Source organism: Vibrio artabrorum, assembly GCF_024347295.1.
In the GTDB taxonomy this organism is placed as follows: Bacteria; Pseudomonadota; Gammaproteobacteria; order Enterobacterales; family Vibrionaceae; genus Vibrio; species Vibrio artabrorum.
In genome coordinates this window covers 2,422,482-2,447,868 of the sequence record NZ_AP025458.1, presented here as the reverse complement: position 1 = coordinate 2,447,868, position 25,387 = coordinate 2,422,482, and the positions used below count along the sequence as shown (strand labels likewise).

At 45.5% G+C, this 25,387-nt stretch carries 16 protein-coding genes; 3 read left to right on the top strand and 13 right to left on the bottom strand.

Translation table 11 applies throughout. From position 1 onward, the window contains the following. The 12 genes from OCU36_RS10905 to hemL form a co-directional block, all read right to left on the bottom strand. The gene (locus tag OCU36_RS10905) at positions 1-1,962 is read right to left on the bottom strand and encodes a beta-N-acetylhexosaminidase (protein WP_261838034.1); all 1,962 of its coding nucleotides are present in this window, start codon (positions 1,960-1,962) and stop codon (positions 1-3) included. A gap of 12 nt (positions 1,963-1,974) precedes the next feature. Further along, entirely contained in the window at positions 1,975-2,859 is an 885-nt protein-coding gene (locus OCU36_RS10900; RefSeq protein ID WP_261838033.1) for an N-acetylglucosamine kinase, read from the bottom strand. 2 nt (positions 2,860-2,861) lie between these two features. Then, a complete protein-coding gene (locus OCU36_RS10895) occupies positions 2,862-4,583 on the bottom strand; it encodes a glycoside hydrolase family 9 protein (RefSeq protein WP_261838032.1) in 1,722 nt (573 codons plus the stop codon). 98 nt (positions 4,584-4,681) lie between these two features. Then, positions 4,682-5,677 (bottom strand): ABC transporter ATP-binding protein, encoded by a 996-nt coding sequence (locus tag OCU36_RS10890; RefSeq protein ID WP_261838031.1) that lies wholly within the window; start codon positions 5,675-5,677, stop codon positions 4,682-4,684. Positions 5,678-5,763: 86 nt separating this feature from the next. Beyond that, complete coding sequence (locus OCU36_RS10885) at positions 5,764-6,747, bottom strand: ABC transporter ATP-binding protein (RefSeq protein ID WP_261838030.1); 984 nt, start codon at positions 6,745-6,747, stop codon at positions 5,764-5,766. A 2-nt stretch (positions 6,748-6,749) separates the two neighbouring features. Then, complete coding sequence (locus OCU36_RS10880) at positions 6,750-7,775, bottom strand: ABC transporter permease (RefSeq protein WP_261838029.1); 1,026 nt, start codon at positions 7,773-7,775, stop codon at positions 6,750-6,752. A gap of 2 nt (positions 7,776-7,777) precedes the next feature. Next, positions 7,778-8,764, bottom strand: coding sequence for an ABC transporter permease (locus OCU36_RS10875; RefSeq protein ID WP_261838028.1), 987 nt, complete (start codon positions 8,762-8,764; stop codon positions 7,778-7,780). A 168-nt stretch (positions 8,765-8,932) separates the two neighbouring features. Beyond that, complete coding sequence (locus tag OCU36_RS10870) at positions 8,933-10,615, bottom strand: ABC transporter substrate-binding protein (RefSeq protein WP_261838027.1); 1,683 nt, start codon at positions 10,613-10,615, stop codon at positions 8,933-8,935. Positions 10,616-11,316: 701 nt separating this feature from the next. Beyond that, positions 11,317-14,706, bottom strand: coding sequence for a response regulator (locus OCU36_RS10865; RefSeq protein ID WP_261838026.1), 3,390 nt, complete (start codon positions 14,704-14,706; stop codon positions 11,317-11,319). Between the two features lie 216 nt (positions 14,707-14,922). Beyond that, positions 14,923-15,945: a 16S rRNA (guanine(1207)-N(2))-methyltransferase RsmC gene (rsmC, locus tag OCU36_RS10860; protein WP_261838025.1), complete on the bottom strand. Its 1,023-nt coding sequence runs from the start codon at positions 15,943-15,945 to the stop codon at positions 14,923-14,925. A 110-nt stretch (positions 15,946-16,055) separates the two neighbouring features. Further along, the gene (locus OCU36_RS10855; protein ID WP_261838024.1) at positions 16,056-17,141 is read right to left on the bottom strand and encodes an AI-2E family transporter; all 1,086 of its coding nucleotides are present in this window, start codon (positions 17,139-17,141) and stop codon (positions 16,056-16,058) included. A gap of 342 nt (positions 17,142-17,483) precedes the next feature. After that, a complete protein-coding gene (gene hemL, locus OCU36_RS10850; RefSeq protein WP_261838023.1) occupies positions 17,484-18,779 on the bottom strand; it encodes a glutamate-1-semialdehyde 2,1-aminomutase in 1,296 nt (431 codons plus the stop codon). 296 nt (positions 18,780-19,075) lie between these two features. Between hemL and erpA the strand changes: the two genes are divergently transcribed. From erpA to OCU36_RS10835, 3 genes are all read left to right on the top strand, one after another. Further along, on the top strand, positions 19,076-19,417 hold the full coding sequence (gene erpA / locus OCU36_RS10845; protein WP_261838022.1) for an iron-sulfur cluster insertion protein ErpA: 342 nt from the start codon (positions 19,076-19,078) through the stop codon (positions 19,415-19,417). 325 nt (positions 19,418-19,742) lie between these two features. Then, positions 19,743-20,867 (top strand): efflux RND transporter periplasmic adaptor subunit, encoded by a 1,125-nt coding sequence (locus tag OCU36_RS10840; protein WP_261838021.1) that lies wholly within the window; start codon positions 19,743-19,745, stop codon positions 20,865-20,867. Positions 20,868-20,877: 10 nt separating this feature from the next. Then, complete coding sequence (locus OCU36_RS10835; protein ID WP_261838020.1) at positions 20,878-23,967, top strand: efflux RND transporter permease subunit; 3,090 nt, start codon at positions 20,878-20,880, stop codon at positions 23,965-23,967. Between the two features lie 111 nt (positions 23,968-24,078). Here the strand turns inward: OCU36_RS10835 and OCU36_RS10830 are convergent, their stop codons facing one another. Then, a complete protein-coding gene (locus tag OCU36_RS10830; protein WP_261838019.1) occupies positions 24,079-25,368 on the bottom strand; it encodes a peptidoglycan DD-metalloendopeptidase family protein in 1,290 nt (429 codons plus the stop codon). Between the last annotated feature and the right edge of the window lie 19 nt (positions 25,369-25,387).

The window sequence follows — 25,387 nt, the reverse complement described above, 5'->3', positions numbered from 1 at the left end:
TCAATGTGAGCCTGCTATGTTTTTGTTTTCTTGGGTTTTCCAAGGGTTGCGATACTCGACATTGAGTCTGTCGAGTAATGGCAGATGCCCCTTTAGGCGAGATAGGTAATCTCGCCAGTTTCGGTTGTTTTTATGTGTCCAACATCCTTCAGCTAAAGCGCTCATTCTTGGGAATACCATGTAATCCATACGCTTTTGGTTGGTGATGATCTCACACCATAGAGCACACTGAATTCCGCGGATCCGTTTACGAATCGGGTCGGTGTCGGAGATTTCAGCAAGTGCTTCGTAGGTATAAGCTTGTTCTAATGGGATAACCGCTGCCCAATCGACCCCCGGCTCCTCCGGTGCGTAATCTTGGGTCATGTCGAGATAAGTAAACTGCGCAGGTTGCAGCACCACATCAAAGCCTTGGCGAGCGCAATTGACAGCGGCCTCTTCACTGAGCCAAGAATAGATGATGGTCTCTTTGCTCACCTTGTCGCCGTGTTGCGCCTCTTCCCAGCCAACCATACGCTTGCCCAGTTGCTTGAGTTTGTTCTCGGCATAACGAAATAGGTGACCTTGTAAGTCTTTGCTGTCTTGATATTGATGCTCTTTCATTAGAGCTTGAGCGGCAGGGCTGTTGCTCCACACGCCGAGGGGGACTTCGTCTGCACCCATGTGAATTAATTCGCTAGGAAAAAGCGCTGCGACTTCTTCAATAACGGCATCTAGGAATTGGTAAGTGCCCGGTAACCCCGGATTTAGTACGTTGTCGTTGTAGTGCTGAATGCTTTTGTAGTGTGTGGTGTCTGCTTGCTCTACCAGCATATCAGGCAGTGATTTGATCGCGGCGCGGCAGTGACCTGGGATATCAATTTCAGGGATCACGGTGATACTGCGTTGTTCTGCGTATTCAATGACGTCACGAATCTGCTGCTGTGTGTAAAAGCCACCATAGTTATCTGCAATGTGAGTATATTGAGGCTCTAATACATGATCAGGGCCGCGCCAAGCGCCAATTTCTGTTAGCTGAGGCAGGCTCTTGATCTCAATCCTCCAACCTTCATCATCAGTGAGGTGCCAATGAAATACGTTGAACTTATAGTGTGCCAGTTGGTTGATTAACCGCTTCACTTGTTCCACGGAGTGGAAGTGACGAGCGCAGTCCAACATCATGCCGCGATACTGAAAACGAGGTTGATCGATGATTTTGCAACATGGAATGGCGAAGCGCTTGATACCCAGCGGTTGAACTAATTGAATTAGACTGGCTACGGCATGCGTAAAGCCAGACTGACTACCGGATTCAAGTATGATCTGCTGTGCATTGATGGCGAGCTTATAATGGGCTTCGTCTAACGTCGGATTGCTGCGAAATAGAATGTCGCCACTTTCGTCTTTTGAAAGCGCATTCGAAAGAGACAGTTCAAAAGCAGAAAGTAACTCTTGTTGTAGCCAACAGACCGCCTTATCAGCAAGATGAGATTGAGCGTCAATCTTACATTCGCCAGTTAGCGTGAAGTTACCGGGTTGAAGTTCGATCTGATTGGGTTGAGGAATTAACGCCACTTGAGCGGCATTGACTTCAGGAATTTGGTTGCGTTCACGGTAGGGTGAAGCCAAAACAATCGGTGATATAGCAACGGGCAGTACCGATGTTTCTCCTTGGTGATGAGATTGAATAAAGGCATCATTTAGACCATCCGAATAGAAGCGGAATGGGGCGCTTTGAATACTGAATTCAAAGTAGTAATGGTTATTGGCCATTAATACGAGCGAACTCGGTTTGAATGAGCAATAGCTGCCAACTTGAGTCAGCTCACCTTGCGATAAACTTTCAGGAAGGATGAATCGGTCAAAGGCAAAATGCAGTGACCAATCTTTTACGTCGAAGTCACTTAAGTTATGTACGGTAAGGCCAAGTCGGCAGTTATTCTTTTGTTCAGAAAGAACAGCAAAGTCGATGCGATAATTCATATAACTACCCTGCTAAGCCGATTGATACAAGTTATGTTGTGATTTACCGGCAAACATCAATGCGCCTTCGATAGCGTCAAATTGAGGTTTAACGATCCATTGTTGAACCGGGGGGGATAACCAATGGAGAATGCGCTCTGCGATACTGCCCATTAAGCACACCTTGTCAGCCCCTTTTCGATGCAGTGCTAAGACAAACATTTCGATATCAGCTGCGGTTTGCTTGAGCAGTTCGATGGCCAACTCATCGCCTTCATTAGCGAGTTGAAAAATGATCGGAGAAAATTGGCCGTAATCCTTTGGAATCGCGCCTTTCGACCACGCCACGATAGCATCCACATCATGATTAAAGTGACTCATAACATGCTGAGTTAGCGGGGTTTTACTGCGAATACCGTCCTCTGCTAACAGGACTTGTTGAATTAAACGTAAGCCCATAACCGCGCCGCCGCCTTGGTCTGAAATTGGGAATTCACGACCACCAACAACATGTTGCTCACCGTCTTTTAGATAGATGCCACATGAGCCTGTACCACCAATCATGATTGCGCCGTCTTGGCCATTGTGAGCACCGATACACGCGCCATAAGCATCGGTATTTAATGTCATGCTGGCGAAAGGGTGGTCTTGTTGCATGAATCCTAGCCATGCTGATTTTTGTTCAGCACCAGCCAGTGCTAACCCGACATGCATACGAGAAAAATCGTTGGAGTCGAGTTGCCCTTGTTGTGCCGCTTTTGTGATGGCATCAATAATGGAGCTCATCGCAACATCAACACCCAAAAGGATGTTGGCACTGCCGCTCTTTGCTTCACCGATGAGTTTGCCTTGGTCATCTCGGATTCGAGCTCGGCAAGAGGTACCCCCACCATCAATGCCTATGTAGTAAAGAGTCATGATTATTGCTCCCTACTCGATGTAAAATGACTGAATTGTGCAGCGGTCGCCAACAAGTACCACGCGCCATGAGGGATCCATTGTTCACCCCAGCGCCAGTTTTGTAGCATGTCTTCTTTTTGAGCGGGTGGATTGAACGCGATGTCTTGTTCATCCTCAAAGCCAGCCGTGATGCCGTTACAAATACCGCCTTTCGCATTGAAGAAACCAAGCTGCGGTAGGTAGTCGGGGTTGTTATGACCGTGACCATCAAGCATGCACATGTGGTAAGGGTTCAATCCCAAAATCCAATCAAGGCTGTTTTGTGAAAGTTGGAGTAAGCGCTTTTTAAGGGGCTCATCTCTAATGTGTGGTTGAACGAAATACGCCATGGTTGCAATGGAGCCAAGACGCGCGTTTTCACCTTGCCACCAGTAGCCGGTTTCGTTCTGTTGTGCGACAAAGAAGGCATCACGTTTATCACCATCGACAGACTTAACGTACTGTCTTGGGTAGCCAAACGGGTTGGTGACTTTGTCGGTGATGTTGATTTCGAACTGACAAGCTTGCTCAACCGCAACACGTGCTTGTTCTTTCAACTTAGGGTCCGTTTCATGGTCGATGTATTCGCATAGTGCAATCACCGGAAGGCCAGCTTCTGCGGCATGAAAGTACGGTCGAGTGCCATTAGAGTTCGCGGACCAGAAATGCTCAAAGGAATCATCGGATTGCTGACGAGAGAGCAATCGTTCAGCCCAAGTTCTTGCTTCTGATAGATATCGTGAATCTTGTGTTACTCGGTACAACTCATTGGCGGCGAGTAGGGCGCAATACTCATCGATAATGTTCTCTTCACCATCGTTTAGGTATTGCAGATTGTACTCTTTTAAGTGCCAGTAACCTTTGATAGCCGTATCAAGATAGGTTTGACTAGAGTAATCGCCACTGCTTTCCAGCTCAGCCGCCGCAGCCAATGCTGCGATAGCAACACCAGCACCTTGACGGTAGCCCGCTTGTAAGTCTGTTGATTTATGCCCTTCTTGAGTGGCATACGCGCAGATGTCGCGCTGATTGATATCTTTGCTCCATTTGTCAAATACCGTCATGTAGAAGTAACCAGCGGTGTCTTGCATACGTACCAAGAAGTCCGCACCGAATAGCGCTTCTTCAGTCAAGCGGGTCATCGAGAATTTAGGGAAGTCTGGGTTATTGTGGGTCAAGCGAACGCTTTTTAGCATGTTCCAAACGACCATGGGAATTTGTTGTGGGTTGAGGTAGTTGCCATAAGATAAGTGGCTAAAATACTTACTCACGTCACCTGATGCATCATACCAACCGCCATGCACGTCAATATATCTGTCGGTTCCCAAGATCTGTGCTTGTCGATCTTTCTTGTCAAAAATACCGCCGCAACGTTGAGACTTAAAGTAATGAATCACATCAGAAAATGTGTGGTTCATTAATAGGTTGCTACCAATCTCAAACACTTCTGAACGCAGGTTGTCAAAACGTAGATAGTAGCGACCAGATTCAGTGGCTGAACTGAAATCGATAGTGAAGAATTGCCCTTGATGCCAATTTGCTACGCGGCCTTGTTTAACCACATCAAAACTTCCGACAGTCATATGATTGTCAGCACAGACGAGCAGAGCCGTTGTGCTCGATAGGCGAGCTTTTTTCGTTTGTAAGATAGCTTGCTTGGGGCCTGTGGACTCATAGCCAATATGGTTGGTCAATAACAGCATCAATATTCTCCGACAGTCCTAGTTTCTATTGGCTAGGTACCAGAATTGGTTTGGATAAAAATAGTTAGAGCCCAGAGACCCTAACTCAGTTTTAATCTTTAGCTTTCGTGTAGGTAGCAGCGAACAAAGTGGTTGTCTGCTAGTTGAGTCACACCCGGTAACTGCTCTTTACACTTGTCCATCGCTTGAGTACAACGACCTGCAAATGGGCAACCGATAGATGCTGGAGTCCAAAGTGGGATTTCCCCTTTATTACCCGCCAGTTTTTCGTGGATCGATTTTTTAGGATCTGGAACGGCAGAAACAAGAAGTTGCGTGTAAGGGTGTTGAGGGTTAGCTATCACGCTATCGGTATCACCCCATTCCACCATATGTCCCACGTACATCACTGAAAGATCTTCAGCGATATAACGCGCGGTTGCGATATCGTGAGTGATGTAAAGAAGAGACATCTGCTTCTCAAATTTCATCTCTTCCATTAGGTTTAAAACACCAGCACGAATGGAAACGTCTAGCATTGACGTCGGTTCATCGGCTAGCACAACTTCTGCACCGACCGCAATGTTACGTGCTAGGTTGACACGTTGACGCTGGCCACCAGACAGTTGGTGAGGGTATTTTGTTGATGTCTCTTTTGGCGGAATTAACCCCACTTGCTCTAAAAGATCATATACGCGCTCTTCAAGTTCTTTCTTATTGCCCGGAGTGACCTTTTTATGGATCAACAGTGGTCGAGCAATGTGGTGAAAGATGTTGTGTGTAGGGTTAAGAGAGCCAAACGGGTCTTGCCATACCATCTGCACACCTTCACGGTAATGCATCAGATCTTTTCGGCTCGAAATCTCTTGGATATCACGGCCTTTGTACTCAATGGTACCGCCCGAAGGCGCATACATTTTTGCGATCATTTTGGCGGTTGTGGATTTGCCTGAACCAGACTCACCAACCACCGCGAGGCCACGACTCTTGTACATCTTGAATGACACGTCGTTAATTGCACGCATCATCGGGGTTTGAATGGTGGTACTGCTTATTGGGAAGTCTTTTACGACATTCTTACCTTCTACCAATAATTGACCGAAATCTTTACTCATAATTGTCTCCAGAATCCTTGTTCGCTTTGCTTGCTTTTGGCAGTCGATCTGCCTTGTTCATTACTCACGCTGACTAAGCGTGCAAGCTATAGCTTCCTTTGTACTATTGGGTCACCGTACAAGTGGCAGTTAGACAAATGTCCCGCTTCGATAGCACGCAGCTTGGTTGGCACCTTGGTACACGTTTCGTGTACGCGGTCACAACGTGCTTGGAAACGACACCCTTCAGGAATCTCTAATAGGTTCAGAGGGTTACCTGGGATACCGGTTAACTTTGTCTTTGGCCCTATTAATGGGGGAAAAGAACTGCCCAGTCCTTTGGTGTAAGGGTGGTAAGGGTTTTCTAGAATATCTTGAGAGTTCGCGACCTCAATCAGTTCACCTGAGTACATGATGCCGATGCGGTCAGAAAACTCGACCATCAATGACAAGTCATGAGTAATGAACAGAATTGAGAAGCCAAACTCTTCTTTTAGCGCATAGATCTTTTGTAGGATTTCGCGTTGAACAACCACATCAAGTGCTGTTGTCGGTTCATCCATAATGATCAGCTTTGGATTCAGAGCTAGCGCAATAGCAATAACCAAACGTTGACGCATACCACCAGAAAATTGGTGAGGGTAGTCAGTTAATCGACTTGGGTGAATGTCGACGATTTCAAGCAGACCTTCAGCTCGTTTTTTCGCTTGTTCACGCGTCATATTGGTGTGACGCATAATCACATCACAGAACTGCTCTTCCATGGGTAATACAGGGTTGAGTGCGTTCATCGCACTCTGGAAGACCATCGACATCTCGCTCCAACGGAACGACTGCATACGGTCATCACTGTATTCCAAGATGTTCTCACCGTTGAAGATAACCTCACCACCACTGATATAAGCGGGTGGCTTATGTAAGCGCATTAAAGAGAAAGCGACCGTTGATTTACCACAGCCAGATTCACCAGCAAGGCCAAATACTTCACCTGGGGCGATATCGAAACTTACGTTGTTACAAGCACGAACATCGCCTGAGTCTGTGATGTAATCTACGCATAAATTGCGGATAGAAATTAGTGGTTCAGACATGATTATTTATCTCCGCTCCAAAGTGCATTTTGTGGTGGTAGTACTGGTTCACGTTCGTCTTTATCTTGCGCCGCGAGTTTTTTCCAACGCTTCATGCCTTTGTGAGAACGCAGTTGTGGGTTGGCAATTTCATCGACAGCGAAGTTAAGCAGAGCAAGACCTGTTACCAGTAGTGTCAATGCGATACAAGGAGCCAACAGTTCCCACCAAGCGCCAATCAACATTGATGAAGAGGTTTGAACGTTGTACAGCATGATGCCCCAGCTGATTGTGTTCGGGTCACCAAGACCTAGGAACGAAATCGTAGCTTCCATCATGATTGCGTACATCACCGAACCGATGAAGCTCGCACCAACGATAGAGATAAGGTTTGGCAGAATCTCGACGAAGATGATGCGGAATGAAGATTCACCTAAAACTTCAGCGGCTTTTACAAACTCTTTTTCACGCAGTGCTAAGGTTTGGGATCGAACAACACGGGCCCCCCAAGCCCAGGACATAAAGCCAATAACTAAGGTGATGGTGAGTGGCCCTGCCTCACCGATAAAGGCGGCCACTACAAACAGTAATGGGTATTGAGGAATGACTAACATGATGTTCATTGCGGCGGTTAGAACGTCATCGACACGACCACCGAAGTAACCTGCAGAAACACCAATAACCGTTGCGAGTAAACATACGGTGAGACCCGCACCAAATCCCACTGCTAGAGATACGCGTGCGCCGTATACCACTTGTGACCAAACGTCACGGCCCATACGAGTAGTACCGAGTACATGGTCTGCGTTTTTCGACATAATTAATGTACGACGATCGTCCGCTAGATTCTGAGCAACCCAGCCATCAGGATTCGTTTGTGCTGACTTAACAATGAAACCAGGGTATTCGTGTGGATTACCTGTACGCTTGTCTGGTACGTGCTTAGTGATTAATGGAGCCGCAATCGCACCAAGAATAAAAACACTGAGGATGATGACGCCGGTCAGGGCCATCGGGTTACGCCAAATGAGTTTTAAAAAGTCTTTCATGATTATTTACCACCCTTACGAAGACGAGGATCAAGAACAACGTAAAGCATGTCTGCAACTAGGTTAAAGAACAGCATGAATAGCGTCATGATAAGCAGCTGGCCTTGCAGTACTTGGTAGTCACGAGCGTTAATTGCATTGAAAAGTACGCTGCCTAGGCCTGGGTAGTTAAAGATGATTTCGATAATTAACTGACCACCAATGGCCATACCTAAAGACATCGAAAGCGCAGTGACACTTGGTAGCATTGCATTACGAGCGGCGTAGTTGAATACCACTCGGTTTTCGCTCAAGCCTTTGCCTTTCGCCATGGTGATGTAGTCTTCTGCTAGCAAGTTGATCATGTTGTTACGCATGTTGACTAAGAAGCCACCAATTTGAACAACAGAAGCACAGAACAAGGGTAAGAAGGCATGGTAAGCGACATCTTTAATGAAAGCCCAGCTTGTCCAATCCGGTATCGTACCTGCGGTGTAGGCGTAGCCTGTTGGGAACCACTTTAAGCCAATTGCGAAGGTGAATAGTGCAATCATCGCAATAACAACTTGAGGAACGGCTTGTAGAATCAGCATCCCAGGTGTCACAAAGGCATCGTATTTACTGCCGCGTTTCCAGGCTGCGAAAATACCGAGTATGGAACCAATAGAGAAAGAAAGAATAACCGCGGTGCCCGCTAAGAAAAGCGACCAACCGAATGCACCACCTAATAGCGTATTCACTGACAGTGGGTAAAATTGAATTGATGTACCAAGCTCCCAGCTAAGAATATTTTTCATGTACGCAAAGTATTGAACCAAATAGCCACCATCAACGAAGCCTAATAGTTCTTTCATTGCAGCAATACGCTCAGGAGTAACTTGTACAGAAGCATTTGCAAACATCATGGTAACTGGGTCACCAGGCATTGCTCTTGGAATAATAAAGTTTAACGTCGCAGCAACTAATAGCGCGACAAAATAAAATGACAAACGTCTTAAAAAATAACCCATAACTCACACCTTACTCACCCAGATTGTTTCCCTGTTTCTGGATTCAGGTCGCTCCTAGCGAAATTTGGAACGAAAAACCCCCTGACGACGAGCGCCATACATTCAATAGAGAGTGTGGGGGTTTTATAAGCGGCGTAAGAAGTTACGCCGCAAAGATTGAACGAATACTTATTTAACTGGTTTTAGGTCCAGTACATGAAGTAGACGCTCTGGAATACCAGCCCAAATGTTTGGACGGCCTTTTGGATTTTCTTCGTTCCACCAACCAGTGAAGCGAGTTGTGTTGTATTGGTACATGTAAGCACCAGACATCACAGGGATTGTCACTTGATCTGCAGCGATGATTTGCTGAATACCATGTGCAATATCTAGCTGTTTGTTCTTATCAGCTGTTTTGTAGAAACTGTTAAGTAAGCCATCTAGCTTGTCGTTTTTGTAGAAGTGCATTGCGAAGCGAGGCATACCATCACCAGACTGAAGTGCTGAGTTGTAAGCACTGTTCCAGTAAGTGTATGGATCCGCACCGTGGAAGTAGTTTGTGTAAGCTACGTCATACGTACCTTCAAGCATCGCTTGGTTGTAGACAGAGAAGTCTGGAGTACGCGCTTTCGCTTTGATGCCTACTTCAGCCAGTTGCTCTACAGCGAGTTGTACTGTGTTGTTGAAGTCAGTCCAACCGTTTGGTGATTGAATTAGAAGCTCAAAAGACTTACCTGATGGTGTGTCAACAAAACCATCGTTGTTGACATCTTTGAAGCCCGCTTTCTTAAGTAGCTCTTTAGATCCTTCAACATTGTACGTGTTGTAGCCTTTGTATTTGTTGTGAATCTTTTCATCAGACCAAGCTTCAAATGCGTAGCCTAGACCCGATGCGAAGTCATTTACTGTACCGCCACCGTAGAATGCGATGTCAATAATCGTTTGACGGTCAAGCGCCATCGAGAATGCACGACGGAAGTCTACGTTAGTGAGCGCTTCTTTTTTCGCTGGATCTGGATCCTTGAAGTTAACCATGAACGCCTGTGTGCCTGAAGGCGGGTACCAGTAGTGGTGCTTAGGGCTTGCGGCTGCGTATGTGCGGTCGATATCAGGGATGAACGAAGACGTCCAGTCCATTTCACCGTTGACAACTTTACCTAGGAATTGATCATTGTTTGCAATTTGTGGAACTCGTAGACAGTCAACATCTAGGTTATCGGCATCCCAGTAGTTCGGGTTTGCACATTGAATGTACAGTTGAGCGGTAAACGTATCGATTTCTGTAAATGGACCTGTACCCACTGGATTTTCATTGGTGAATGTTGATGGGTCTTTGATGTCTTTCCAGATGTGTTCCGGTACGATAGGAACCTTAACGATTTCATAAGGTACGTTTGAGTTCGCTTCCGTTAAGTTAAACTTAACTTGGTAGTCGTTCAGTTTTTCTACAGAAGTGACCCAAGAATTGATGCCCGATTGGTCAAGCTCAGGTTTCTCTTTTACGAGGTTGAAAGAAAAAACAACATCATCGGCAGAGAACGTTTCTCCATCAGACCATTTCACACCCTTACGAATGTCAAAAACAACGCTCATCAGATCATCTGACATTTTGAAGCTTTCAGCTAGACGGAATACTGGCGTATTACCGTGCATTTCGTTAAATACGACGAGTGGCTCATATATAAAGTCAGTTGTCGTATGTAGATTAGTCGCACCAAGGTACGGGTTAAAGTTACGTACAAAGGTGGTGTACTCTTTCGGGTGAATAGTCAATTCACTGCGTTCTGCAGCGGTTGCTACTGATGCAAAACCTGTTGTAGCAGTTGCAATAATTGCTGTTGCTATTGCTGTTTTTTTTATATTGGCAAGCATAGCTGTTCCTTACTATTTGCTTTCATTTCACTAATGGATTGAATGTTATCTGTCGCTAAAATCATTTAGTTGACACACACTCTAGTTAAAGGCCTACCTCTTCTCTGTTACTCAAGATTTGTTGCGTCTTCTGAGAAGTGATAAGAGTGGCCTGTAGGCCTTTGGCAGGAGTAAGAAAACACCTTATCGATGAAATAATCAAACTTGTTTCCCGTTAAAAACGTTAAAAACATACGTTCATACGTCATTAACGTCAAAATAGGGTGGTTTGGTGGTTTTTTGCACGGAATTGTTATAGTGATGTGACTCGCAAATGAATTTACATTGCTCGTGATATGTGAGTGCTTACTTGCCCTTTTGCCCTTTAATTGCCGCTTGTTTCCACGTGTTTGTGTAATTGTAGATCTTGGTCACTTGTCGGTTTTACGTTAAATTTCTCTAGAAAATTAAATCTGCCGTTCTGTTGTGACTCGCTTCTCAAACTACAAAAAAGGGTCAGCCAACGGTGAGAAATCGTCAGGAATCGAGCGAGTAATGGAGACTTTTCAGAGGTACTTTAGATCTCAAGTAACGTGATGTTACCCTTGTTTAAAGGTGTAAAAAAAGCACTCTTAGGTCGATGCGCTTGTTCTTCGAATTGAAGTGTTCGGCACAAAAAAGCCCACACAAGGTGGGCGTAAATCCGTGATATGAGTTCAGCGTTAACTGGTCAACAGTCTTTGCAGTTTATCTCTTAGCATCTCGATATGAGTTCTTTCTGGGGTCTGTTCTTTACAGTGTTCGAGAATGAACTCGATAGAACTCAGAACTGTTCTCCAGCGAGGCGTTCTTGGCAGGGTTTCGACACGTAGGTACTTGTCTAAGGTTCGGGTCTGAAGCGTACTGCGGTCTAAGTAGACACGCCACAAGCCACTCTTTTCTGCGAAAGCAAACTTTGTTTCACCCGTGACCGATTCCCAATAAAAGATGGCATTGGTCATGGCATCAACTAATACTTCTCGCATCAACTCTTGTTTGTTTTTACCTTCCCCCGTCGCCTTATCAGCAAGACGAGTAAATTCCCCACCAAGCTCTTTCAGTTGTTGTAGCTTGTCTTTGTCACCTTCAAAGGCATAGCTTGACAGTGCCTCAACCGCCGTTTCAAGATTATTGACTCGGTTGGAGTTAACGCCACCACCCACATTGAAGATATACATGGTGTCGAGCCCTGATCCTTCAGGAAGCTTAAGGATGTCACTTGGTATGCGCTGACGGGTGTCATCAATATAGATATCAATATCACCACAGTAATGAGCTTGCTCCACCTTGAGGTATTTAGGTGCAATGATTTCGTCGGCCGTAGAGCGCTTAAGTTGCTCTTGTCCGCGTTTAAAGAGCTTCGCCGCGGCTTCGTTGGCAAAGCGAATACGTTGATCTTCTCGAATGCAGACGATGGCTTCTGGGGCTGATTCTAACTGTTCCAGTAAGCGTCCTTGGGTCTCTAACAAGTTTGCTTCGACCATGGCTCGGTGTTTGAGTTCTAATTGCAGTTGGTCATTCTCAATACGCCGCTGTTCGGCTTTGCTCGCTGATAAATGCGCAGTAATTCGAGCAGCCAGTTCTTGCTTATTAAATGGCTTCGATAAGTAATCGTTGGCTCCTGCTTCAAAGCCACGAACTCGGTCTTCTGCTTGGTTGAGTGCGGTAAGCATGATGATGGGTAATTGTGCATGATCATATTGCTTACGCAGCGCTTCACAAACCTGATAGCCACTCATCCCCGGCATCATGATGTCGAGTAGAAGCAATTCAGGTTTCTCTTTTTTAATCAGGTCTATGGTTTCTGGTCCATCACAAGCGGTACGAACTCGATAACCTTCTAATTTCAAAAAGCTGTCTAACACGTGCAGATTTACCGGCTCATCATCAGCGATAACGAGTAGTGGGCCATCGGGATTTTCACTGATAACACTGTTTTCTTGTTGGGTACTATCAATCAGATCGGGTGCTTGGAAGTGCGAGTAGCTCCCTGATTCATTGTAGCTATCTAATTCTTCTTGGGTGGCTAAAGGTAATGTGAAGCTGAAAGTTGTGCCTAGCATTGGCTGACTGCTGACATACAATGAGCCCCCCATGAGTTCAATCAATTGGCGGCTAATGGATAACCCCAGTCCAGCACCTTGACGGTAGTTACTTGCATCTTGACCCGCTTGAATTAACGGCTCAAAAATATGTTCAAGATATTCTGGTGGTATACCTTGCCCGGTATCGACAACTTGTACACGAATATTGTCGTCAATCACGCTGGCCGAGATAACGATTTTTCCTTCTGATGTGTACTTAATGGCATTGCCAACCAAGTTATACATCACTTGTTCCAGTCGTTGAGAGTCGGACGATACTAACGCTAAGTCCGTTGGAACTTGATTAATAATTCGAATCGGCTTATTGCCTAATAGATGATGTGACAGTTCAAGTACTAAGCTGGTGGCGGCCGATAAATCAACAGCGGACTTCTTAATATCTAAACTGCCGTAGCGCATCTTGTGATAATCAAGCAGATCATCAACCAAGGTTGCTAATCTCTGACCACTATTGATGATGATGTCTAATTGGTATTTTTGGTTAGCAGGAATAGGGCCGTTGGCGCCCGATATTAGTGCCTCTGCGATACCGACCATACCGTGTAAAGGTGTTCTCAATTCATGTGAGGTTGTTGCTAAGAACTCATCTTTGAGCTTGTTGGCAAGCTGCAAATCTTCGTTTTGCTTTTGAATGGTTTTTAGGTTGTCTTCCAGCTCATCATTTTGGCTTTTGATCAGTTGCATTTTGTCGCGAATCGAACGTTGCATCCGTTCAAAGCTTACCGCTAAGCGGCCTATCTCATCTTTGCGCTCTGTATTGATCATCGCCTCATCGAGATCGCCTGCGGAAACTTTTTCTGCTGCCCAAGTCAGTTTGAGAAGCGGTGAAGTGATAAAATTGGATAAGTAGTGTGATGCGACCACCACAAGAATGATCGCTGTTAGCATCACAATCACGAAGATTTTTTCGAGGTGATGAATACGAGCAAAGGCTTCTTTCTCAGGCAGTTCGACGACTAAAGCCCATGTCGCATATTTTAGTTTGATAGGGGTATATGCTGCGATGAACGCTTGACCTTGCGTGTTATCGAACGTTCCTACAGCTGTCTCTCCGGCCAGTGCTTTATCGACAACATATTGACTTAAGTTGATCGACTCTTGTGAGTGCGCAAGGCTACGAGGTAAATGATCGCTGCCGACCAATAGGGTTTGAATATTTGAACGCTTATTTAAGTCGGCGATCAGTTTGGTAATTCCGTTAATGGGTAATCGAAACATGGCATAACTGTGAAGGTAACCTTGCTGTACGATGGGAGCGCCCAACCAAGCGGTTTGTTTGCCATTTTCATCTTTAAAATCAGAGACAATAACGGGAGTGTAATCCTCATTGGACTTACGATGCTTGGTCACGTCTTTTGCTAGTCGTCGAAAGGTCTCGCCTAAGTTTGAATTTTTGTATTTTCCCGTCAGTAAGTTGGTGCCATAGTCATCACGTTTAAAAACGGAATAGGCAACATTGCCATTGATATCCACGAGTAAGATATCGTCAAAATCGGAACGTTTAAGGAGCTCTAGGTAAGCATTGTGGTAGCGTTTGTGCAGTAGACGGTAACGTTCACTGCCAATGAAGCTGCTGGATTCTGGAAGAATGGATGTTTTTATTTGGTTTCCTGACCCTTGAATATACCGTTGTTGTGCATTGCTGCGCGCCTCTTCAATATCTAAACCAAGTCGTTGGAATGCATTAACTAAACCATAGAATCGCCCTCCGCTGGCATTCGCCAGTTCTGAGCGAACAAACCCCATGACTTGAGACTCTTGAGCCTCTAGGTAATCGATGATTTGCTGTTGCTTAGTATCACGGACTGAAACAAGGTGCGAAGTACTTTGTTCTTGAAGATCCTGACTGTGCGATTGAAGGAAAAATATCGCGATAAGTGTCACCGGGGTAATACTAAGGACGAGAAATGCCAGCATTAGGGTGTTTTGAAGACGCTTAAACTTCTGCTTTCGATAGAATCTAAACATAAATTGGGTACTACTTTCCTTGGTGTACTGCAAAAAGGGGGCGAGAAAAAGCACAGAGAATCGAATTAACGGTTTCTAATTTAACGAAATTAACGAGTTTTTTTACTTTGACAAGTAAGTGGTATTTAAAGCGTGTGCAAAAGCTCATTTTTATGATTTTTTGATAAAAAAATAAGCAGGTAGCGCAGATTGTGACCCTGCGCTGTGTTAGGACGGCTATTTCTTTGCGTGGTATATCTCGAATTTGGTGGTCTTATTTAGAGTCGCGCATTTTCCAAAAGCTTGCTCAATAATCGGTTCGTATTTTAAGAAACTGTTGGCAACGATAATCATCTCACCAGAGCGTTTCAAGTGCTTTGGTGCCTGTGCCAGTAGGGTTTCTGTTGCACTGTAGCTCGTGTCTAATCCTGAGTGAAAAGGTGGGTTACTGATGATGAACTGGTAGTCATTCGAAGTGTCTGAGTAAACATCAGAAGCAAAGACTTTGCCCGTTAGACCATTGATTTCGAGTGTGGCTTGGCTTGATGCGACGGCGAATGCGCTGATATCACACATTTCGAGCTCAATATCAGGGTTACGAGATGCCATAACGGCACCTAACACACCCGCACCACAACCAAAATCCAGTACTTTGCCTTTTAGTTTGGGCAGAGTATCAAGCAGAAGTTGGCTACCGACATCGAATTGACCGTGACTGAAGACGCCAGGGAGACTTTTTACTGCCAGTGTTTGATCGTCAATACTTACCGTGTAAGTTTTAAACCAGTCTTGTAGGTTGAATGCGTGTGGTTGCTCGAAGCACTGGCCCCAGTAGAAAGAACAACGACGGGCGGAATCGTATTTTACAACCTTGCCATAAGGGGTAAACATCTTCTCAATGCTTTTCACTCCTGAGCGATTTTCACCAACGACAACAATCTCTGTATCTTTGCCTAATTTTGCAAATAACATCGCGAGTAAGAACTCCGCTTCCGCTTTGGCTTTTGGCCAATACAGCATCACCAAGTCAGCTTTGGTCTCTTCGGTAAATTCAGTACCGTAGAAACGTTGAATAGAGCGACAATTATCTAATTGGCGATAATAGCTGTAGTTAGACGTAAACACGGTGACAGATTCACAATGTTTCGCCAACTCAACAGGGAATAAGTCTTCAACCTCTCCAGCAACTAAAACATGTTTGCCTTCAAAGTAGGTGAGTTGACGCTGAGCAATCTGGCTTGGGGCTATATAAGCTGACATAGGACACTCTATTGGATCGTTAGCAAAAAATGAGGGCGGATTTTCGCATAATCCGCCCAAAGCTTGAAGTGTTTAATACGTGTTCAACAACCTAGATGACGTTGAGTTGCTTAACTTTTGTCTTGCTGGTTTAAAAAGTCCTTAAACTCTTCATCGTAGATGTTGAATAGGACGATAGTAATCGCAAAAATCAGTGGGCCGTAGATAAGACCGATCAAGCCAAACAGTTGAATACCACCTAACAGTGAGAAGAAAATCATTAGGGTATTCATGCCTGCGCTGCCTTGCATCAATAATGGACGCAATAGATTGTCAATGGAACCCACAATCGCGACACAGTAAACCGTTAGGAAAATCGCCCATGTGGTATCACCGGTTAGGAACAAATAGGTTGCCGCAGGGATCCAGATAAGAGCCGTTCCCACAACGGGAATAAAAGAGGCAAACCCCATCATGGTTCCCCAGAATAGACCAGGGAAGCCAGCTATCCACATCCCTAAACCCCCGGCAAAGCCTTGTGCTATCGCGGTTAAAAATGAGCCCATGACAGCAGACTTAGATACTTGCTCAATTTCTGTTAGAAGTTTGTCTTCCTGGCTGCGAGATAGCGGGAGAATATGACGAACGACGCTGATTATTTTGTCACGATCTCTCAATAGGAAGAACAGAACAAACAGCATCAAGAGGAAATTCATCAAAAAATTGGTCGCATCACCAAGAATTTTTGCACTGATACCAACAAGCTTTGACCCAAAGCTTGTCGCGAATTCCCCTACTTTTTGCGCGATGGCTTGAGGTTCAATGTTGTCAAAAGGCAGATAGGTATTTAAGAAAGATAGCGCTTTTACGACTAAAGGGTGTTCGAATAAAGTTTGAATGCCGCCGTGAGTTACCCATTGATAGGTATTTTGAGAAAACAGGGAGCCTTGCTGAACAATCGCTGCAAATACGGCCAATAAAGGGATAACGATAATGAAGGTCAGGATCACACAAGAAAGTAGGGATACAAGGTTTTCTTTATTCGGAATTTTCTTTTCGAGCCATTCGTGAATTGGAAACATTAACAGTGAAATGATAAAGGCCATCACGATCGAGTTAACGTAGGGTTCGATAAGCAGGTAACAAGCATAAGCCGCTGCAAGTAGGGCAATAATGATTACCCAGTGGCTAGAGTTTATTTTAATTTTTTCTGACACAGTAATGGTCTCTATATTGGCGTTCTGAGTTTATAATGGCTGCAAAACAGAGCGTTAGCAATGAGGAGTTTTGATTATGGGATGCTGTAATAAAGATAAGAAATGCCAAGACCAAGAAAAGCAAATAAAAAATGAGATCCCTTGGTTTAGAATGTTTCTAGGTACACTGATGTTGTTGGTTTTCTTTTTCTGGAAACGTTAGGCGCTTTTCGTTCTGTATTGGCCCGAATCAGCCGGTAATCCAGCTGGCATCTTTGGGGGGGATGGACACGGTGTATTAGAAAGGGCTGCGTTAATGCAGCCCTAAATTCAATCGGTTAGCGACTAATAACGTGCTTTCGATTATTTGCTTTCCGCTGCGATGATCGCAAGAGAACGGTCAGCCGCTTCTAGTGTTGCATCCAGCTCTTTTGAACCATGAGCAAGAGAGGTAAAGCTTGCTTCGAATGCTGAAGGAGCAAGGTAAACACCGTGATCCAACATGAGGTGGAAGAAGCGCTTGAAGCGTTCTACATCACACTTAGTTACATCTTCGTAGCACGTCACAGTTTCTTGGTCAGTGAAGAAGAAACCAAACATACCGCCAACTTGGTGCACGAGCATTGGGATGCCGTGCTTATCGGCAAGCTGCTTAAAGCCATTGGCTAACTGTTTAGTTTTTGATGCTAAACGCTTTTCGTTACCTTCTTCTCTTAATAGTGTGAGGCAAGCGTAGCCTGCCGCCATCGCCACAGGGTTACCTGAAAGTGTCCCCGCTTGGTAAACAGGGCCTGTTGGTGCGATGTATTGCATCACGTCTTTACGACCACCGAAAGCTCCCACTGGCATACCGCCGCCGATCACCTTACCAAGACACGTTAGATCGGGCTTGATGTTGTAGTAAGCTTGCGCACAACCTTCAGCAACGCGGAAACCGGTCATGACTTCATCAAAAATGAGCAATGCCCCTTCTTGGTCACAAATTTCACGGAGCCCTTCGTGGAAGCCTTCAACAGGTGGGATGCAGTTCATGTTACCCGCTACAGGTTCAACGATGATACATGCGATTTCGCCTTTGTTTGCAGCGAAGATTTCACGGACTGAATCTAGGTTGTTGAAGATGGCTGTTAGCGTCAGTTTTGCAAAATCAGCGGGAACGCCCGGAGAGCTTGGTTGACCTAGTGTTAGCGCACCAGAGCCTGCTTTTACGAGTAAGCTATCGGCATGGCCGTGGTAGCAGCCCTCAAATTTCAGGATCTTATCACGCCCAGTGAAGCCACGAGCTAGACGAATCGCACTCATTGTCGCTTCAGTGCCTGAACTTACCATGCGTAGCTGTTCCATTGATGGAACCATCTCAGAGACAAGTTCAGCCATTTTGATTTCAGTTTCAGTCGGTGCGCCGAAGCTAAGACCACGTTGAGCGGCTTCAATCACAGCATCACGGATAACCACGTGGTTGTGACCTAGGATCATTGGGCCCCAAGAGCCAACGTAATCGATATATGCTTTACCATCAGCATCAAAAATAAGTGGGCCATCTGCTCGCTCAACGAAAATTGGAGAGCCACCTACACCATTAAAAGCGCGCACTGGAGAGTTAACGCCACCTGGAATAGTTTGCTGTGCCTTTTGATAAAGTTCTGCTGATTTGGTCATGGATATATCCTCTTTTGACTGTCGGACCAATTGGCTCGCATTGTACCTATCCCTAATCCAACTAGGAATGCTTTCGCTGATATAATCCGCCGAATCTGGTTATTTTGAGGGGTTGCGCGTTGTAATTTTCTCGATCGGACAAGTTTCCAGAAGGAAAAGCAGCGATCCCGCGGTGAATACTTGAACGTTTCAGTCAGGTATTAGATAATCATCCGAATATAAAAAAACATTCAGCAACAGTGATCTCGAATTAGATTTGTATCATGTTGTTTTTGACACAGGTAAGAGAGGTTGTCGTGAGCGAAGTAAATATTCCATTGTCTTTTTCTGATGCAGCTGCCATTCGTGTAAAAACGTTGATAGCAGAAGAAGAAAATCCAGAACTCAAGCTGCGTGTATACATTACTGGTGGTGGTTGTAGTGGCTTCCAATATGGCTTCACATTTGATGAAAAAGTAAATGATGGCGACACGACGATTGTAAACAGCGGAGTAACGCTGGTTGTTGATCCAATGAGCCTACAATATCTGATAGGCGGTGTGGTTGATTACACCGAAGGCTTAGAAGGCGCTCGTTTCTTTGTAAACAACCCGAATGCGACTACAACGTGTGGTTGTGGCGCATCATTCAGCGTATAGCTTGAGTTGAAGATCGTTAAGGTTTAAAGCCACAACAGAAGATGATAAATGCCGAACTTATGTTCGGCATTTTTGTTTTTATATCCCTTAGTTTCAGTTCATCGCAGAGTCAACAATCGTTGAGATACATGAATTCTTTGCTTTTCAAACCATTCCAATCGTTGATTTCTTAATTTTTAGCACACGGTATATTTTTTAAACTGTCGATAGCGTCCAATTTCGTTTGGTTTTGGTCTGTTAATGTTAACAGCGTGTATCAGGAAGATGCACATAACAGTGTTAAGCCACTTAGCGCGTCTTAATCACTTGGACAAAAGGACTTGTTATGCCGACTCTATTTTCTCATTCGCCACTTTTCCAGAAACTTAAACAGCCGTGGTTGTTTTCTCTGTTGTTAGTGGTGCTGCTGTCTATTTGGCTTGGCTTAGGAGTAGGACAGGCGGAAGAGTCTCCTGATAAAAAAGTGACAGAGATTCCATTGGCTAAGGTTTCCTTCCAAACATTCAGTTCATTACCCACTTTTAAAACCATTGACCTCTATGGTCGAACGGCGCCCGATAGGCACGCCCGATTGGGCGCAGAGGTCGCGGGTAAGATTGTTCGATTGAACGTTGTTAAGGGCGATAGAGTTAAAGCAGGACAAGCCATTGCGCAGATTGATAAAGGTGATTTGGAGGTTCAATTAGAGCGAGCATCGGCTTTATATCGTTTGAAGCAGAAAGAATTTAAAGCCGCGCAATCGCTGAAGAAAAAAGGGCTACAAGGCGAAATCGCCTACACCACCGCAGAGGCGTCATTAACCGAAGCGAAGGCCATGCAGCGCAAGGCCGAATTGGCTTTAAAGAATACCGTTATCACCGCGCCTTTCTCGGGTGTGGTACAAGATTTGATGGTTGAGCTCGGTGATTTTGTTGGTGTTGGAGACCCCGTCGCCGGCGTGATTGACCTCGATCCTCTGGTGATAGAGGCGGATGTGAGTGAACGTCATATCCAACATCTGTTAGTCAATCAATCCGCTTTCGTTCGCCTCCTAGGAAGGGAAGAAGTCGAAGGGCGTTTGCGTTTTGTTTCTCGAATATCTTCTGCTTCAACCAATACCTTCCCAATCGAGATTGAAATCGATAACTCCGATGGCCTGTTGCCTGCTGGCGTCAGTGCTGAAGTTACACTCAATCTAGAAGCAAGAGACGCGGTCAAGGTGACGCCTGCTATGCTGGCACTGGATGAGGCAGGTAACCTTGGTGTCAAAACCCTGGTTTCAGTCGATGACTCACCCATCGTGAAATTTGTCCGTATTCAGCTCGTCAAGGCAGAACAAGATGGCGTGTGGCTCTCTGGATTGGGTCAACACGTCAATATCATCACAGTAGGGCAAGGGTTTGTGCGTGATGGTGACTCTGTTATGGCTGTTGAGCAAGGTGCTGAACTCTCAAATGTAATCGCTGAGTAGGAGATTGCCGATGTATTCAATTATTGATGCAGCCTTGTCTCGTGCTCGAACCATGCTTTCGTTGTTGGCGTTAATTCTGGTCGCCGGTGTTGTCACCTATATCACGATCCCCAAAGAGTCGAGCCCGGATATTACCATCCCGATTATCTACGTTTCAGTCGGGCACCAAGGGATTTCGCCAACCGATGCCGAACGTCTGTTGGTTCGGCCGATAGAGCAAGAGCTGAGGTCGATTGAAGGCGTAAAAGAGATGACGGCTACCGCTGCAGAAGGGCATGCCTCTGTTGTGTTGGAGTTTAATGTTGGCGTTGATCTTACCAAGGCGATGGCGGATGTTCGTGATGCCGTTGACCTCGTCAAACCAAAACTGCCCGAAGACAGTGATGAGCCGACGGTCAATGAGGTGACGCTCGCTTCTGAGCAACCTGTGCTTTCTGTGGTTCTGTTTGGGACCGTGCCTGAACGCACGATCTTAAAAATTGCTCGCCAGCTCGGGGATAAATTAGAAAGCTATCGTCAGATCCTTGAGGTCGATATTGCGGGTGATCGCGATGACATTGTCGAAATCATTGTTGATCCGCTATTGATGGAGAGTTACAGCCTAGATCAAGCGGATATCTATAATCTGATCGCTCTGAACAATCGGGTGGTGGCTGCCGGTTTTGTTGATACTGGCTACGGACGTTTTTCGGTCAAAGTTCCTTCGGTATTTAACGCCTTAAAAGATGTGCTTGAGTTACCCATCAAAGTGGATGGTAAACAGGTCGTCACCTTTGGCGATGTCGCCACCGTTCGTCGAGCGTTTCGAGACCCAGAGAGCTTTGCTCGTTTAGATGGTAAATCTGCGATTGTCTTGGATATCAAGAAGCGTGCAGGTGAAAACATCATTGACACTGTTGAGCTCGTTAAAGCGGTAATGGCCGCTGCTCAGCAACAAGCGGAATGGCCTAATAACCTACTGGTGAAATACACATGGGATGAATCTAAAGATGTGAAGATCATGCTCAACGATCTTCAAAACAACATTTTATCCGCCATCATTTTAGTGGTGATCGTTATCATCGCTATTCTCGGGGTTCGCACCGCTTTGTTGGTGGGTATTTCAATCCCCGGCTCATTCTTGACGGGGTTGTTGGTTCTGTCTGTGTTTGGGCTAACTGTGAATATTGTCGTGTTGTTTTCATTGATCATGGCCGTAGGTATGTTGGTCGACGGTGCGATTGTGGTGACCGAGTTTGCCGACAGGCGAATGCAAGAGGGGGAAGGGCGCAAAGCGGCTTACCGAGATGCGGCTAAGCGGATGGCTTGGCCGATAACGGCATCCACTGCCACAACCTTGGCCGCATTTGCGCCGTTACTGTTTTGGCCAGATGTGACCGGTGAATTCATGAAGTTCTTACCATTAACACTGATCGCAACGCTAACCGCTTCATTGATCATGGCGCTGTTGTTTGTGCCTGTACTTGGCGGTTTGATCGGCAAACCTCAATATGTCTCTTCTGACAATCAAGCTCGAATGGTGGCGCTGCATAATGGTGATTTCTCACAAGCAACAGGCTTAACCAAAGCGTATTACCACACGCTGTCGGTTGCGATTAAGCACCCGTTTAAGATTCTTTTCAGTGCGATATTACTCGCGGTTGCGGTGGGGGTCATTTATTCAAAAGCGGGTCTTGGGGCTGAGTTTTTTCCGGAGGTTGATCCACCATTCTTTAATGTCAAAGTCCGTTCTCATGGTGACCTCTCTATCCAAGAAAAAGATAACATCATGCAAGATATTGAGCAGGTGATGCTCAATCATGACGAGTTTGAAAGCGTTTATACACGTACAGGGGGCGACGATCAGATTGGTTTGATCTCGATTACCCCTGTTGATTGGCAATATCGCCGCAGTGTTAAGGCGATAATTGATGAGCTAAAAGTACAGACCGACCAATACGCTGGGGTTGAGATTGAATATAAGTTTCCAGATGCAGGACCACCGGTTGAGAATGACTTAGTGATTGAGTTGTCGGCAAAAACGCCAGAGCAACTTAATCAGGCAGCAAAAATTGTGAGAAATTGGGCGGATGGCAATCAAGCATTGACCAATATCAGTGATACCGCGAGCAAGGATGGTATCGATTGGAAGGTGGATATTCGCCGCGACGATGCTGCCCGTTTTTCAGCAGACGCGACCTTAGTTGGTAATACCGTTCAATTCGTGACAAATGGACTCAAGATTGGTGATTACTTGCCTGATGATTCATCAGAAGAGGTCGATATCTTGGTGCGTTACCCGAATGACAAGAGAGACATTGGGCGCTTCGATCAATTGAGAGTCAAAACGCCCGCAGGTTTAGTGCCGATCACCAACTTTGCTCAGATTGTTCCCGACCATAAGCAAGACACCATCAAACGCCTCGATGGTCAACGGGTAGTGAACATCATGGCAGATATGAAAGAGGGCTATAACCTTGCCCTCGAACTGCCAAAAATTGAGCAAGCGTTAAATGAGTTAGGGCTACCGAGTAGTGTCGAATTTCGTATCCGTGGTCAGAATGAAGAACAAGAAAACTCTTCCGCTTTCTTACAAAGTGCTTTTTTGGTGGCGTTGGCAGTGATGGCTTTGATTCTGATTACTCAGTTTAATAGCTTCTATCAAGCATTCTTGATCCTGAGTGCCGTGTTATTCTCAACCGTTGGTGTGTTCGTCGGTTTGCTTATCTTCCAGCGTCCATTTGGTATTGTGATGTCCGGTATTGGAGTGATAGCGTTGGCTGGGATTGTGGTGAACAACAATATTGTGCTGATTGACACCTATAACCAATTGATCAAAAGAGGCTTGGATAAGCGAGATGCGATTCTCAGAACGGGGGTCCAGCGTTTAAGACCAGTCATGCTGACAACCGTTACCACCATCTTAGGTTTAATGCCGATGGTATTAGAGATGAACATTGATCTGATCAATCAAAAAATAGAATTCGGTGCGCCGAGCACTCAATGGTGGTCACAACTCGCGACGGCCATTGCGGGAGGCTTAGCTTTTGCGACAGTATTAACCTTGGTGCTGACGCCTTGCCTGTTAATGCTAGGGCGAAACCACAAGCCAGGAAAGTAACAGACACCGTGATTCAAAAATGAAGAAGAGCGCCTTGTTGGGCGCTCTTCTTATATGAGAGAAACAACCATATCGCCACTTTCTATGAAGTGTCTTCAACGATTGAGTGGTCTATTGGGTCGCGAGTAACTGGCCATATCGCTCAAGATTTTTCAGTCGAATTTCTGCGTTTGCAATAAAGGTCGCTTTTGCTTTACCGGTTAACGACTTAGATTGTGGTAATTTCACAGTGCGCGCATTTTTATGAACGCCATTGACCAAAAATTCATAGTGTAAGTGCGGGCCCGTTACACGACCTGTCCCCCCCAGCGTGCCGATGGTTTGGCCTTGTTTTACGCGTTGTCCCGTTTTTACCAAACGTTTTTTCATATGCAGGTATTTGGTGATGTAGGTGTTGCTGTGGCGGATGAACACATAGTTACCATTAAATTGGTTATAACTCGACTTTTGAACAATACCGTCACCCGCCGCCCAAATAGGCGTGCCAACAGGTGCCGCGTAGTCGGTGCCGCGGTGAGCGCGAACCTTACCGGTTACGGGGTGTTTTCTGCGAGGGTTAAAGTTCGATGTTACACGGCGGAAATCAATCGGTGAGCGCAAGAAGGCTTTCTTCATCGCACGACCATTTTCATCGAAGTAGTCGCCACTTTGATCATCCAATATCGCAGTAAATGAATCGCCTTGATTGTTGAATACAGCCGCTATAATTTTACCTCGACCAATGACTTCGCCTTCCACCACTTTCTCTTGGTATAAGATTTTAAAGCTGTCGTTCTTGCGAATATCCAACGCAAAGTCGATATCCCATCCGAAGATCCCGGCCAGCTCCATGATTTGGTTTGCGGTTAAACCTGCGCTAACGCCGGCATTCCAGAAGTTCGAGGTGATGTTGGCTTCAGCATAATTGTACTGATAGGCCACTTCTTTTTTGTCGAAGCCAGAAGTAAACGAATCACCAGATTTGGTGATCTTGAAGCTTTCAAACGCATTCAGTTGTCGTTTTAACTGAATCAGGTCGTTGTTTTCATCAAAACCGAATTGCAATACGTCGCCAGGTCTAAGGTTAGACAACTGCTTTTTAATATCATTGTTGGTATTGAGTAGCGTGATCAACAGGCGATATGAGAGGCCAATACGTTCGAATAAGACGGAGGTGCTTTCGCCTGAACGAACGGTGTATTCTTCCCAATTGAGTACCGCCGTCGGCAGTGTATCCGTTGAACTCACCATTGAGGATGCATCGATGATGAGTGGATAATGTTTCCCCACCACTAAAGCCCCCGTATCGTCACGCAAACTGTTGACGTCGGGAAGTAAGAAAATCGCGACGAAAATTATGGCACTAAAAAATGCGATAAAAACCCGGTGCAAAATAGGAAGGCGTGCAAAAATAGACAACATGTTCCGGTTCGTTCTATAA

Excerpts from the sequence above, each read along its gene's own strand:
- rsmC (WP_261838025.1), bottom strand. The coding sequence starts at position 15,945 with ATGTCAGCTTATATAGCCCCAAGCCAGATTGCTCAGCGTCAACTCACC.
- OCU36_RS10835 (WP_261838020.1), top strand. The coding sequence starts at position 20,878 with ATGTATTCAATTATTGATGCAGCCTTGTCTCGTGCTCGAACCATGCTT.
- OCU36_RS10890 (WP_261838031.1), bottom strand. The coding sequence starts at position 5,677 with ATGAGTAAAGATTTCGGTCAATTATTGGTAGAAGGTAAGAATGTCGTA.
- OCU36_RS10895 (WP_261838032.1), bottom strand. The coding sequence starts at position 4,583 with ATGCTGTTATTGACCAACCATATTGGCTATGAGTCCACAGGCCCCAAG.
- OCU36_RS10905 (WP_261838034.1), bottom strand. The coding sequence starts at position 1,962 with ATGAATTATCGCATCGACTTTGCTGTTCTTTCTGAACAAAAGAATAAC.
- OCU36_RS10900 (WP_261838033.1), bottom strand. The coding sequence starts at position 2,859 with ATGACTCTTTACTACATAGGCATTGATGGTGGGGGTACCTCTTGCCGA.
- hemL (WP_261838023.1), bottom strand. The coding sequence starts at position 18,779 with ATGACCAAATCAGCAGAACTTTATCAAAAGGCACAGCAAACTATTCCA.
- OCU36_RS10885 (WP_261838030.1), bottom strand. The coding sequence starts at position 6,747 with ATGTCTGAACCACTAATTTCTATCCGCAATTTATGCGTAGATTACATC.
- OCU36_RS10830 (WP_261838019.1), bottom strand. The coding sequence starts at position 25,368 with ATGTTGTCTATTTTTGCACGCCTTCCTATTTTGCACCGGGTTTTTATC.
- OCU36_RS10865 (WP_261838026.1), bottom strand. The coding sequence starts at position 14,706 with ATGTTTAGATTCTATCGAAAGCAGAAGTTTAAGCGTCTTCAAAACACC.
- OCU36_RS10840 (WP_261838021.1), top strand. The coding sequence starts at position 19,743 with ATGCCGACTCTATTTTCTCATTCGCCACTTTTCCAGAAACTTAAACAG.
- OCU36_RS10870 (WP_261838027.1), bottom strand. The coding sequence starts at position 10,615 with ATGCTTGCCAATATAAAAAAAACAGCAATAGCAACAGCAATTATTGCA.
- OCU36_RS10880 (WP_261838029.1), bottom strand. The coding sequence starts at position 7,775 with ATGAAAGACTTTTTAAAACTCATTTGGCGTAACCCGATGGCCCTGACC.
- OCU36_RS10875 (WP_261838028.1), bottom strand. The coding sequence starts at position 8,764 with ATGGGTTATTTTTTAAGACGTTTGTCATTTTATTTTGTCGCGCTATTA.